This window comes from Embleya sp. NPDC001921 (genome assembly GCF_053594475.1).
In genome coordinates this window covers 1-12,589 of sequence record NZ_JBSFEO010000040.1, presented here as the reverse complement: position 1 = coordinate 12,589, position 12,589 = coordinate 1, and the positions used below count along the sequence as shown (strand labels likewise).

Here is a 12,589-nt window from a genome sequence, read left to right as displayed (position 1 = left end):
AGTGGTGCTCGCGTGCGGCGCGCTGTGCGCGGTCGCGGGTGTGACGGCGGTCGTGTGGGAGCCGTGGGCCGGCGGTGATCCGGGGCGGGGGGACGCGGGCCCGGTGTTGGTTCCGGCGAGCCGGACCTATCCGGTCCTTCCCGATCCCTACGGCGACCGGTACGACGCGAAGTTGTCCCCGAAGTCGATCCGGGAACGGCAGGCCTTTCGGCAGCGGGTGGCCGATGTCGTGCAGCGGCACCTGCCGCCTGGGGCGGCGATGGCGATCAGCGAGCTCTCGTTCGGCGACTACCGGGTGACGATCGACGGGAACGAGTACCCGATCACGTTGTACATCGACCCCATTCGGCCGGCCGGGAAGCCACCGAAGGGCGTGGTCATGACGATGCGCTCCGATTCGGCTCCCGATCTTCGGCCGCAGATCAGCATCGACACGTACCACCCGAGATGCCAACCCTCGCCACCTCGCCTGCCGGGCCTGGGCTGCGTCGACGGAACCCTGCCCAACGGCGAGTTCGCCGCCGTGTACTTCCCCGAGAAGACGGACGTCCCGGACCCCCGGCCCGGGGCCACCGGTCCCTCGGCATCCTTCCGGTACCGCGACGCCACGGTGCAACTGACCATCCGCACCCGGGAGAAGTCCCACGTCTTCCCGCCGATCAGTGGCGAACGGTGGCTCGGCGTGGTCACCGACCGGGACTTCATCGAACTCGTCGACTACTGGCGCGCGCATCCGAAACTGAAAGGCAACGGCTGGTGAGGGACGGCGCGGGAGAAGCCGAGCCGGGGCCGCGCGCCGGCGTGTCCCGGGACGAGAACGCGGACCGGTGGGGTCCGGCGGGCCGCCGACGGACGCGGGGGATCGGAGCCGGTGCCGGGAGCGGTGTCGACACGGTGGGGGAAGCCGGTGCCCGGCGACCCCGTGCCGGTAGGGCAGGATGGGGCACATGAGCAACGTCTACTTCGACATCACCATCGACGATGTGCCCCAGGGCCGCATCGTCTTCTCCCTCTTCGACAAGGTCGTCCCCGAGACCGCTCGGAACTTCCGCGAACTCGCCACCGGCCAGCACGGCTTCGGCTACGCGGGTTCGTCCTTCCACCGGGTCATCCCGGAGTTCATGCTCCAGGGCGGCGACTTCACCCGCGGTGACGGCACGGGTGGGAAGAGCATCTACGGCGCGAAGTTCGCCGACGAGAACTTCACCCTCAAGCACGACCGTCCCTTCCTGCTGTCGATGGCGAACGCCGGCGCCAACACCAACGGCTCGCAGTTCTTCATCACCACCGTGGTCACCTCGTGGCTCGACGGCAAGCACGTCGTCTTCGGCGAGGTCGTCGAGGGCACGGACCTGGTCAAGAAGATCGAGGCGCTGGGCTCGCGCTCCGGCAGCACCAAGAGCAAGATCACGATCGCCGCGTCGGGCGTCGTCGAGGGCTGATCCCGCACGCCACACCAACGGCGGCCCCGCACTCGTGCAGGGGTTCGCCGGTGCCCCCGGGCGCCGCGTTCCGGGCCGAGTGCCCCGTGGCCCCGGGGGCTTCGCGCGCCGTGCCGCGCCATGCGGCCGCCGCCGTGGACCGCCGTCTCCTCAGGCCTGCTCCGCTCCCGCGTCACGCCCCTCGTCGGTCGCCTCGCCGGCAGTCTCCTCGGCCGTGCCCGCGGCCGACAGCAGGGGGCGTTCGAAGAGCGTGCGAAGCACGATCGTGCTGCCCGTGGAGCGGATCGCCGGGACCGATCGGATCCGGTCGAGCGTGTCGGCGAGATCGGTCGTCGACGCCACCCTGACCTTGAGCCACATGCAGTCCTCGCCCGCGACGTCGTGCGCCTCCAGCACGGCCGGATCGCGCCGGATCGCCGCCTCCACCTGATCGCGCGCCGCCTTCCCGGCGTCGAAGCGCAACGCGACGAACGCCGCCGTGCCGGCATCGACCGTCTCGGGTGCGACGGCCGCGTGATATCCGGTGATCACACCGTCGCGCTCCAGTCGCTGAAGACGATCACGGACCGCCGGCTCGGACAGGTCCACCGACTTCGCGAGCGCGCGCACGGTCCGTCGCCCGTCGTTGCTCAGCGCTCGAAGCAGCGCGCGGTCGATCTCGTCGAGCTGCCGTGCCATCGAATCCCCCTTGTTTCCGCGAATGAGATGGACCTACTCTAAAAAAGGCTAGCAGTCGATCCGGGTTAACTTATCGAGGCATGGGGGCCGTCTTGACTCCTCTAATGAGGGATCGACTGATGCCGTGGGCGGCTCTCGTCACCGTTTGGATCCTGTGGGGCTCCACGTATCTGGGCATTCGGTATGCGATCGAGACGATTCCCCCACTGCTCTCGGCAGGCGCGCGCTTCCTGACCGCCGGCCTGTTGATGTTCGCGGTCGTCGGACCCAGGCACGCGCGCGGCGCGCGGCGACCGACCTGGCCGCACCTGCGGTCGACCGCGATCATCGGCGGCCTGCTCCTGGTGGGCGGCAACGGACTGGTCACCCTGGGCGAACAACACCTCGACTCGGGACTGGCCGCGTTGATCGTGGCGACGGTGCCGGTGTGGATGGTGCTGATCAACGCGGGGGTCACCAAGACGCGCGTGTCCGGCCCGGTCGTGCTCGCGCTGCTCCTGGGCACCGTCGGCATCGGCGTACTGGTGGGCGGCCCGGGCGGCGACGTGCACGCGGGCGGCACGGTCATGGTCCTGATCGCGTGCGTGTTGTGGGCGGCCGGCTCGGTGTACGCACGGAGCGCGCCGCTGCCGAAGCACCCGCTGGTGGTGGCCTCGTTGGAGATGATCACGGCCGGTGTGATCCTGCTCGTGCTGGCCGCGCTGCGCGGCGAGTTCGGCCGGCTGGTGGTCGCCGACATCTCGACCGCCTCATGGCTGGGCCTGGCCTGGCTCGTCTTCGCGGGCTCGATCGTCGCGTTCAGCGCGTACATGTACGTCAACGGCGTGCTGCCCAACGACACGGTGGCGACGTACGCGTACGTCAATCCGGTGATCGCGGTCCTGCTGGGCGCCGTGATCGCCCGCGAGTCGGTGGGCCCGAACGTGTACCTGGGCGGCGCGATCATCGTCGCCTCGGTGGTCCTGATCGTGGCCACCCGCTCACGCCGGCCCCAACCGCCCCGCCCCGGCCCCACCCGAGCCGCCGACGAGACGGCGGAGGCCGAACCGGCGAGATAGCCCGGCGTAGCGGCCACACGGAATCCACTGGGCGGTCAGGGCGGCGCGGACGGCGTCGACGCCCCGGGTGCGCCGGAACGGCCGCGAGGACATCGCTCGGGTCGCGCGCGCCGCCGGGGCACCGACCGAGTGCCGGACGCGGCGACGGGTACAGGCGTCCGGATCGACGCCTGTACCCGTGTCGTGCGGGGTGTGACCCTCCCGGGTTGCCCACCTCGCGGTCGGCTCACCTCGGGGTCTGCTCACCTCGGGGCTTGTTCACCTCAGGGCTTGCTCACCCCCAGCGTGTAGCCGCCCGAGCCGCTGTAGGCGTGCACGACGTAGCGGTAGCGACCGGCGGTTCCGTTGTAGCTGATCGTCTCGTTCGCCTGTGGTGTCGTGCCGGCGGCGACCTGGTTCCAGGTGGAGCCGTTCCACTTCTGCAGGGCCAGGTCGAAGTCGGTGCCGACGGGCCCGGTCAGGCAACCGGTGTGCGTGCCGGACGCCGTGGTCTCGTAGTACGAGTTGTTCGGCTGGACGGCCTGCGCGCCGGACGCGAGGGTGCCGGAGTAGGTGTTCTGCGCCCCGGCGCAACCGGTCGGCGGGGTGTTGCCGGTGACCAGGGTCAGCCCGTACGTCTGCAGGATCTCGTTGACCGGCTGGTGGTACGTCTCGCCGCCGGAGGAGCAGTTGCCGGATCCACCGGAGGTGACGCCCTGGGCCTGGCTGCCCGAGATGAACGACCCGCCGGAGTCGCCGGGTTCGGCGCACACGGTGGTGCGGGTGACGCCGGTGACGGTCCCCTGGGGGTAGTTCACGGACGTGTTGTGCTGCTGGATCGTGCCGCAGTGCCAACCGGTCGTGGAGCCGGAGCGGCAGATGGACGAGCCGGCCGGGGCCTGGGTGGAACCGGCGACGGGCACGGTGCCGGGATAGCGGTTGACGAGCGGCCGCGGGGTCCAGTTGGCGTTCGTGGCCACCCACGCGTAGTCGTTGCCGGGGAAGGACGACGCCTGGAAGGTGCCCTGCGCCGCGCCGCCGCCGGTGGTGGTGGCACCGGCCCTGCCGCAGTGGCCGGCGGTGACGAAGCCGTTCTGGGTCCCTCGGGTGATCGGGAACCCGATCGAGCAGCGGGAGGAGTTGTTGATGTTGTACGCGTCGCCGCCGCGCAGGTCGGCCAGCGCGCGGGGTACCACGGTGGAGGGCACGATCTCGACGGCGGCGGCGTCGACGCCGCTGTCCGTGACGAAGGCGCGGGTACGGGCGCTGTCGTGGGACTGGACCACGACCTTGTTGGTCGCGACGTCGACGTACCACAGCGGGGTGTCGACCGGTGTCCGGCGCAGCGCCGAGCGGTCGAGCGCCTCGCGGACACGATCGAGGTCGGCGAGCGAGTGCGCGACCACGCGGGCGGTCGCTCCGTTCGCCTCGATGGCGCGCACGTCGCGCCGGTCGGTGGTGGCGACCACGAACTCCGCGGAATCGCCGCTCAACCAGGCACCGGCCCAGTCGGCACCCAGGTGCCGGCGCAGGGCGGGCTCCTGGATCGCCGCGCGGTATTCGTTGGCCAGGCGGGCCTTCGCCGCGGTTTCGGTCAGGCCCAGATCGCGTTGGAGTGCCTCGACGACACCTTCGGGGGCGGTGGGAGCCGGCTCGACGGGAACGACGAGGGCGTCGTCCGTGGTGGGGGATAGGGGACTCGCTCCGGCCGTGGAGGCGGTGCCGCCGAGGGACAGGGCGGCGAGCAGAACGGCACAGGACGTGGCCGCGACACGCTTGAGGCGCATGGGGACTCCTGTCGGTGGGGACGACAGAAACGTATCTGCGAGCGCTTGGTCGAGGTACCTGTCAACAACCCCCTGTCGCGGTGTTATGGGCGGGTCCGCGGCGCTGTGCCGCGGGCCGGTCGCGGCTTCCCGTCTGGACGCCAAGTGCCGTGTCGCCGACGGAGATTGACGTGGCGTCAGACGAGGTGGGGAGAGCTGACACGCAATCAGTTCGCCGTTCCGTATCCGTATCCGTCGTGACGGGCGAGCCAGTCGACGTAGCGCGGTGCCTCCCGTACCGCCGCGGCGTGCGCGGCGCGCGCCTGGGCGGTCACCAGGGCGGCGGTCCGCGCGGCGGGAGCGTGCGGATGCCAGCCGATCAGATGCCGCCACGACAGCGGTACGCCCGCCAACGGCACCCGGGCGATGCCGGGCGTCGCCGGCATCGTGGCTCGGCACAACCCGACGGCGCGGCCGACCTGGGCCAGGTGCACGCACGACGCCACGTCCGTCTCGTAGATCGCCTTCGGGGCGAAGCCCGCCCGGGCGCACGCGGTGGAGAAGCAGTCGCCGAAACACCCTTCGCCCGGAACCACCACCCAGGTCTCGCCGGCCAGCGCGGCAAGGTCGGCCTCCCGCTCGCCGGCGAGCGGATGGTCGAGCGCGAGCATCAGGAAGACCGGATCGTTGCCGACCTCGCGCCAGGCGAGACCGTCGTGGTGGGCGGGGCGGCTCTCACCGCAGGCGCCGAGCAGCAGGAAATCCAGCCGCCCGGTGGCGACCATGCCGGTCAACTCCCGGTTGGACCACGACATGTACGTGGTGACCGCGTCGGCCCGATGGCCCTCCGCGAGGCGGTCCACCAGGCCGCCGAGTAACGGCCCGTGCGTTCCGCCGAGGCGGAACTTGGGGGTCACCTCGTCCCGGTTGGCGAACCGGACGGCCTCCTCCTGGAGTTCGCGGGCGGCGGGCAACAACACCCGGGCCCGGTCCAGGACCAGTTCGCCCAACGGGGTCAGCGTCACGCCCTCCCGGCCGCGCTCGAACAGGGCGCCGCCCAGGGCCTTTTCGATCCGCTTGAGTTGGGTGCTGAGGGCCGGCTGGGCCAGGCCCAACACGGCGGAGGCGCGGGTCAGACTGCCCGCATCCGCGATCGCCCGAATGGTGCGCAGATGGCGCAATTCCATGTCCATGCCCGGCAAGGTACGGCCGACAGGTGGCTGCTACAAGGGACTGACACCACGTCACGCGGCATCCACCGCAGACCTGAAACGACCAACGGGACACCGCACCCGGAATCGCACCGCCGGCCGCGCCGAGCGGCCCCCGCCCGCGCGGGCACCTACGCGCGGAGCTCTTCGCCGGAAGCGACAACCGCCGCGATCGTCGCGCGCCCGGCGCGGCTCGGCTCGCCCCGATCGGGCCGTGCCGAGCCGCGCCGGGCGCAGTGCCGCGGATCGGCGGGGCTTCAGGCGCTTTCGGCGGCGACGCGGCCGGTTTCGACGGCCTTCAGCAGGGACGCGTGGTCACGCTCGTTCTGGTCGGCGTACGCCTCGGCGAACGTCGTCAGCGCCCGGTCGAAGCTGTCGCCGCCGCCCAGATAGGCGGCGATGGCGATGCGGTCGCCGGATCGGGCGTGGGCGCGGGCCAGGGTGGCGCCGCACAGTTCGCCGAACGCGCGCATGCCTCGCGGGACCATGAGCGAGGGTTCCACGATGCCCTTCCAGTCGCGCAACTGCCGTACGTAGAAGTCCCGTTTGTGGCCGTCGATCCCGTCGGCGCGTTCCCAGCCCAGGAGCATGTCGCCGGCGGACTGCATCAGGCGCTGGCCCGCGACCACCCGCTCTCCCTGGGTGGCGGTTTTTGCGGCGCCGACGTGGGGGGCCAGTACCGACTCGTCGGCCTCCTTGGCCTGGAGGATCAACGGGTCGTCTTCGTCCCGGCCGAGCAGGAGCAGGATCCAGCATCGGGTGCCGACGCTGCCGACGCCGACGACCTTGCGGGCCATGTCCACCACGGTGTATTGGCCGAGCAGGTGTCGGAGGTCGGATCGCAGGGTGCGGCGGTAGCGATCGACCAGGTCACCGAGTCGGGCTTCGACCGCGTCGGGATCGCCGGCCGGCACGAACTCCGCGAGTGGGGTGATCAACGGCGGCGAGGAGATGAACCGGGGCTTGCCGTCCACCATGCGGGTGAGTTTGCCGAACGCCTGGATGCTGTCCCGGGTACGTGCCTTGGCCAGGGCCTTGGAGAGCCGCTTGCGGCCGCGCTTGTGCAGCCGACCCGCCGCCAGGTCGCGCAGGAGGTCGGCGTCGGCCTTGGCGTACCACACGTCCAGGTCGCGCATGCCGGCGAAGCGGCGCATCTGCTCGCGGTAGGAGCGCACGGTGGCGCGGACGATATCGGCGCGCTCGCGGTCGGTGTACTCGTTCTCCCGTCCCGCGATGACGAGACTGGTGGCCAGCCTCTTCACGTCCCATTCCCACGGGCCGGGCAGCGTCTCGTCGAAGTCGTTGATGTCGAAGAGCAGGAGCCTCTCGGGCGAGGCCAGCAGTCGGAAGTTCAGCATGTGCGCGTCGCCGCACACCTGGGCCCGAAGGCCCGATGTCGGCGTACCGGAGAGGTCGCCGGCCATGATCGCGGCGGCCCCCCGATAGAACCGGAACGGCGACTCGGACATGCGGCCGTAGCGGATCGGCACCAACTCCGGTACGCGCGAGGCAGATTGTTTCTCGATGACGTCCACCGGATCGGGCCGCTGCCGGGTCGGCGCGAATTCGGCGTGACTGGACCGGGACGCGTGCGCCCGCGCCGCCCGGCCCTTCTCGGCCCGCTCCCGGGGTGTGGGGCCCGGGGCCTCGCGGGTGGCGACCTTCGGGTTCGCCCGGCGTGTCGCGGTTCCCGCCTTCGACGTCATCGCAGGGCCCCCGGGCTCGCGTCGGGATCCGCGGTGCCGGCTCGATCGGCAGGCGGGCGGGCGGTGCCGCGGCCTGGTGTGTTGACGGACATGGCGCTCCCGGTCCGGATCGACGATCTGGGCGAGGGCGGCATGCCGCCCTGTCCTCAGGAGACGTGCGACCGGCGTTTCGTGCGAGCCGGGTGCCTCGAACGTGTGACGGCCGTACGGCCGGGTGCCGCGAACGCGCGACGGTCGTGCCCGTGGCGGCGCGCGACGCGATCACCCGAACGACGCGGCGCGGACGCCCCGCGATTGCGCCTTTCGTGCTCGCGACCACGGTTCGGCGGGCGCCGGTGTCAGCCGTACGGCGGCGCGAGGGGCGTGGCGGACAGGTGGGCGCAGTGTCGGCAGGCACGTGCCGAGTTCGCCATCACCGCGTGCGAGGCGGCGGCGAGCGTGCCGGCGCACGCGAGCAGGGGCCAATTCGTGGCCAGGATCGAGGCGGTGGCGAGGGCCAGGGTGGTGACGGCCATGGCCACGCCGGCGACGCCGGCGGCCCAGGCGACCGCGAGCGGCAGCCGGTCGGGTGTCGGCAGCCGGCGGGCGAGCGCGCCGGTGGCGGCCAGAGCGGTGCCGGCGAGCAGCGCGGCGACGGTCGCGACGGCGGCCAGATGTACGGCCAACAGTTGTGCCACGTGCGGAAGTTGCCAGGAGCGATCGTGGCCGGCGGTACGGGTCAGGTACCAACAGGCGATCAGGAGGGGGGCAGTGAGGGCCACCGTCCGGGCGGTGTGCCGGGCCTGGGCGATGGTCAGTTCGCGCTGGCAGCTCGGCGCGATCTCCTCGACGCTGCCGAACTCGCGCACCGCCCGGTGGGCGGCGCGTGCGTGGGGCATTCCGTCGTCGGCGTGGGCGGCGGCCGTGTCGGTGAGACCGTGGCGAATCTCCTCGATCATCCGGGCCTTGGCGCGAGTCGGCCCGCGCAGGACGGCGGTCAGGGCCGCCACATGGTCGCCGATGGGGTCGACGTGGCCGGCGCCGGCGCTCATGTCGCCGCCGGCCCGGGCGACGGCGCGGGGTTCAGGACCGAGCCGATCGCCTGAGTGAACTCGCGCCACGCCGTGCGCTCGCCGGCCAGGGTGTGCCGCCCCGCGTCGGTGAGTTCGTAGCAGCGCCGCCGCCGCTCGCCCTCGGAATGCCAACTGCTGCTCAGCAGTCCGAGCCGCTCCAGCCGCTGGAGCGCCGGGTAGATCGTGCCGGTGCGCAGTTCGAGTGCGCCATCGCTGCGGTGCTGTACCGCGGCGATGATCGCGTAGCCGTGCAGGGGCCCCGATTCGAGCACGGCCAGCAACAGTCCGTCCAGGTGCCCGCGCACCGCGTCGGTCTTCATGAGTAGGCAGCCTACCCAAAAAAGCCGTAGGCGGTGTATGTATTGGCAGGCAATATATCTACGCCGGTGCCGGGCGCGCTCCGCTCCGCTTCGCGCTGCCCTACCCCGCCCTGCCCCGTGTTCCGAACAGGAGATTTCGCGGTGACCAAGCTGTTGTTGTCCTTGCACGTACTCGTGGCGATCCTTGCGGTCGGATCGATCACCGTGGCCGCCTCGATATTCCCCCGATACGCGCTCCAGGCGTGCGGCGACGACCCGGACGGGCGGGCCGCCGCGATCGCCGCGATGTTGCACCGCGTCTGCCGCGGCTACGCCGTGCTCGGGCTCGCCGTACCGGGCTTCGGGCTCGCCACCGGTGCCGCTCTCGGCGTCCTCACCGACGCCTGGCTGATCGTCTCCCTCGTGCTGACCGTGATCGCCGCGGCCGTCCTCGCCCTGGCCGTGCTCCCCGACCAGCAGCGGCTGCTCGGGGCCGCCGACGGTCCCTCCGCCCGGGAGGAGGCACGCCCGATGGCGACCCGCCTGAGCATGGTCACCGGCATCTTCAACGTCCTGTGGGCGATCGTCGTCGTCCTGATGATCGTGCGACCCGGCTCGACGACGAGCGCCTGACCCCGGGATCGATGCCGAACAGGCCCGGCGCGGACGGGACTTGAGCGCTGCCCGGGCCATCGGCACCTGACGGATCGGGTCGGGGGCGATAGTCTCCCCCGCGATGACCACTCACGCTGTGAACCGATTGGGGGCCCCGTCCGCGCGAAGTGAGTGCTGATGCTCACTCGAACCGCGAACCGGGATTCCCGCCTTTCCTTGTGGCTGCGCGTGCGCGAGTTCGCCGTGCCGCCCTCCATGATCGACACCGCCCCCGCCCGCCGGCACACCGGGGACTGGGCGGGGGCGTGCGCCGCCGCACGCGTCGATGTCGATCTCGATCTCCGCTCCGTGACACGCGACCATGGCCGCGAACTCGCGGCCCGGGTCCGGGACGATCTCCGCCATCCGGCTCCCGATCCGTTGCGCTGGCACATGCCGAGGATTGCCCCCGAGGGGCTGCTGCGCCCGGGGCTGACCATGGCGTTGGCCCGGTACGACGACCCGGGGCGTGCCGGCGAGGGCCCGGTGTACCTGGTGGCTCGGACTCCGCCCGCCTGGGCGGACGCCGGTCAGCGGATCAGCCTGACCGTGTGGGACGGAACGCGTCGCGCGGCCGACGCCGAGCGACGCCCGCATCCCCACCCGCATCCCGACCGACGCTTTCGTCTCGACCTGCACCGTCACCTGTGGGACGCGCGCAGGAGCGGCGAACTGCGCATCCGGTCGGGGGCGGACCGGTTGCCCGCCGCCGACCCCGCCGAGTCGCTTCCCGGCCCCTTGCCCGTCCTGCCGGCGGGACGGAGCTGGATTCGGACAAGCTCTACGCCGCCCGGCTGTATGCCGCCCGGGTCCGGCCGTACCTGGCCACGGCGCTGTTCGCCCTGCACGTCGTGGAGTCGCGGTCGGTGCCGACGATGGCCGTCGACCGGCACTGGCGGTGCTATGTCTCGGCGAGGTTCGTGGACCGCGCGCCGTTGGAGGAACTCGCCGGGGTGTGGGTGCACGAGGTGTCGCACCTGCTGCGCGACCATCACGGACGGGGCGACCGGGTCGCCCGCGAGCGCGAACTGCACGGCCCGGGGGAGCGGCTGCGGATCAACATCGCCGCGGACTGCGAGATCAACGACGACGTGTTCGGCGACGGCCTGATCCGGCCCGAAGGCGCGGTCGTGCCCGAGGCGTTGCACCTGCCCGGCGGCGAACTCATGGAGGACTACCTGCGCCTGTTCCGGCTCGGGCGGCTCACGCAGAGCATGGTCTGGCTGGACTGCGGCAGCGGTGCCGACGGGCTGGAACGGGGGTGGGACCTGGGACCGGACGGCGCGCACGGGCTCAGCGAACAGGAACGGGACGCGGTTCGGTTCCGGGTCGCACAAGGCATCACGGCCCGTCCGGGGGACGCGCCGAAGGGGTGGCGGCGCTGGGCGGAGGAGGCGTTCCATCCGCCGCAGCCGTGGCGGGAGTTGCTGGGCGCGGCCGTGCGCTCGGCGAGCTCCGGTTCCGGCGCTGGGCAGGACTACTCGTACGGCCGGCCGGCGCGGCGCTCGGTCGCCCTGCCCGGCGTCGTGCTGCCGAGCCTGCGGCGCAGGCCGCCTCGGGTGGCCGTGGTCATCGACACGTCCGGGTCGGTCAGCGACGCCGAACTGGGCAGCGCCCTCCTGGAGGTGGCCGCGATCTCCCGTGCCGTGGGCGGCCGTCGGGACATGGTCACGGTCGTGCCGTGCGACGCGGCGGCCGATTTCGCACGCTCGTTGTGCCACGAGGAGGGCATCGCGCTGATCGGCGGCGGGGGTACGGACCTGCGCACCGGCTTCACGAAGGCGCTGCACTCCCGGCCCCGACCGGACGTCGTGGTCGTGCCGACCGACGGGCAGACACCGTGGCCGGCCACGCAACCGCCGTGCCGGACGGTGGTGGGGCTGTTCCCCCGACAGCGCAGGTCGTCCCGGTACGAGAACGATCCCGACTACGTGCCGGACACGCCGCCCGAGTGGGCGCGCGTGGTGGTCATCGATGCGGGATCCGGCGCTCGATGAGCGGACGCGGGACGGTGTACCGATCCCGTCGGGGCCGGCGCCGACGCGTCATCGGCGACGGGTGCGGGCGAGGCCGCCGCCGGATGGGCAACGGCCTCGCCCGCGAGGATGGTGATCGCCTCGGATCGGTGCCGTCGAGCGGCGCCGATCCGACGGTCAGCGTGCGATGCCCTCCTCGATGGCCTCGATGATCCGCGGGCGCAGTTCGGCGGCGCTGATGATCGCGTCCACCGAACCGACCTCGACCGCACGCCGGATGCTGTGCACCCGGTCGAACTCGGCGGCGACCTCGCCGAGTTTCTCCGCGCGGACGGCGGACTGGGTCTCGGCCAGCAGCGCGTTGAGCGCGGCGCGCTCGGCGCCGCCGGCCGCCGAGACCCGGGCCTGCAGCCCGGTCACCCGCGGGTCGGTCGCGGTGCGGTTGTTGACCTCCCCGGAGAAGACCACGGCCGCGGCCGGCGCGCCGCCGAGGACCGAGGCGAAGGACCCTTCCAGGGCCAGGACGGTCATGTTCGGGTTGAGTGCCTTGGAGAAGACCACGAACGCGCCGCCGTGGTAGCGCGAGATCACGCAGAACACGATCGGACCGTCGAAGTTGACGATGGCGCGGCCGATTTCGGCGCCGTACTCGAGTTGGACCTTGCGCATGGATTCGGGTGAGCCGTCGAAGCCGGAGAGGTTGGCCAGCACCACGAGGGGCCGGTTGCCGGAGGCGGCGTTGATCGCCCGGGCGGTCTTCTTCGAGGA

Annotated in this window: 12 protein-coding genes and 1 pseudogene; 6 read left to right on the top strand and 7 right to left on the bottom strand. The window is 72.0% G+C overall.

Annotated features, from left to right (window positions below):
* Window position 1 precedes the first annotated feature (1 nt).
* Both ACWCPW_RS36675 and ACWCPW_RS36670 read left to right on the top strand, forming a co-directional pair.
* Window positions 2-760 (top strand): hypothetical protein, encoded by a 759-nt coding sequence (locus ACWCPW_RS36675; RefSeq protein WP_449765893.1) that lies wholly within the window; start codon window positions 2-4, stop codon window positions 758-760.
* 187 nt (window positions 761-947) lie between these two features.
* Entirely contained in the window at window positions 948-1,442 is a 495-nt protein-coding gene (locus tag ACWCPW_RS36670) for a peptidylprolyl isomerase (RefSeq protein ID WP_449765892.1), read from the top strand.
* A gap of 150 nt (window positions 1,443-1,592) precedes the next feature.
* Here ACWCPW_RS36670 and ACWCPW_RS36665 read toward each other — a convergent pair whose 3' ends face one another.
* The gene (locus tag ACWCPW_RS36665) at window positions 1,593-2,120 is read right to left on the bottom strand and encodes an Lrp/AsnC family transcriptional regulator (RefSeq protein WP_449765891.1); all 528 of its coding nucleotides are present in this window, start codon (window positions 2,118-2,120) and stop codon (window positions 1,593-1,595) included.
* A 104-nt stretch (window positions 2,121-2,224) separates the two neighbouring features.
* Here ACWCPW_RS36665 and ACWCPW_RS36660 point away from each other — a divergent pair, with 104 nt between their 5' ends.
* Window positions 2,225-3,178 (top strand): EamA family transporter, encoded by a 954-nt coding sequence (locus ACWCPW_RS36660; protein WP_449765890.1) that lies wholly within the window; start codon window positions 2,225-2,227, stop codon window positions 3,176-3,178.
* A gap of 263 nt (window positions 3,179-3,441) precedes the next feature.
* Here the strand turns inward: ACWCPW_RS36660 and ACWCPW_RS36655 are convergent, their stop codons facing one another.
* From ACWCPW_RS36655 to ACWCPW_RS36635, 5 genes are all read right to left on the bottom strand, one after another.
* Window positions 3,442-4,944 (bottom strand): S1 family peptidase, encoded by a 1,503-nt coding sequence (locus ACWCPW_RS36655; protein WP_449765889.1) that lies wholly within the window; start codon window positions 4,942-4,944, stop codon window positions 3,442-3,444.
* Window positions 4,945-5,150: 206 nt separating this feature from the next.
* A complete protein-coding gene (locus tag ACWCPW_RS36650) occupies window positions 5,151-6,116 on the bottom strand; it encodes a LysR substrate-binding domain-containing protein (protein ID WP_449765888.1) in 966 nt (321 codons plus the stop codon).
* Between the two features lie 275 nt (window positions 6,117-6,391).
* On the bottom strand, window positions 6,392-7,840 hold the full coding sequence (locus ACWCPW_RS36645; protein WP_449765887.1) for a DUF2252 domain-containing protein: 1,449 nt from the start codon (window positions 7,838-7,840) through the stop codon (window positions 6,392-6,394).
* 338 nt (window positions 7,841-8,178) lie between these two features.
* Window positions 8,179-8,871 carry a permease prefix domain 1-containing protein gene (locus tag ACWCPW_RS36640; RefSeq protein WP_449765886.1) on the bottom strand — a complete coding sequence of 231 codons (693 nt, stop codon included), beginning with the start codon at window positions 8,869-8,871 and terminating at the stop codon, window positions 8,179-8,181.
* On the bottom strand, window positions 8,868-9,212 hold the full coding sequence (locus tag ACWCPW_RS36635; RefSeq protein ID WP_449765885.1) for a PadR family transcriptional regulator: 345 nt from the start codon (window positions 9,210-9,212) through the stop codon (window positions 8,868-8,870). The genes ACWCPW_RS36640 and ACWCPW_RS36635 overlap by 4 nt, the downstream gene beginning before the upstream one ends.
* A 141-nt stretch (window positions 9,213-9,353) precedes the next feature.
* Here ACWCPW_RS36635 and ACWCPW_RS36630 point away from each other — a divergent pair, with 141 nt between their 5' ends.
* The 3 genes and pseudogenes from ACWCPW_RS36630 to ACWCPW_RS36620 all read left to right on the top strand — a co-directional run bounded on the left by ACWCPW_RS36630 (window position 9,354) and on the right by ACWCPW_RS36620 (window position 11,842).
* A complete protein-coding gene (locus tag ACWCPW_RS36630) occupies window positions 9,354-9,824 on the top strand; it encodes a hypothetical protein (protein WP_449765884.1) in 471 nt (156 codons plus the stop codon).
* A gap of 159 nt (window positions 9,825-9,983) precedes the next feature.
* Window positions 9,984-10,589 (top strand): annotated as a pseudogene (locus tag ACWCPW_RS36625) (hypothetical protein); the annotation flags it as partial.
* 20 nt (window positions 10,590-10,609) lie between these two features.
* Window positions 10,610-11,842: a vWA domain-containing protein gene (locus tag ACWCPW_RS36620; protein ID WP_449765984.1), complete on the top strand. Its 1,233-nt coding sequence runs from the start codon at window positions 10,610-10,612 to the stop codon at window positions 11,840-11,842.
* Window positions 11,843-11,998: 156 nt separating this feature from the next.
* Here ACWCPW_RS36620 and ACWCPW_RS36615 read toward each other — a convergent pair.
* Window positions 11,999-12,589, bottom strand: a 591-nt coding sequence (locus ACWCPW_RS36615) for a carboxyl transferase domain-containing protein (RefSeq protein ID WP_449765883.1), incomplete at its 5' end; no start/stop codon positions are given.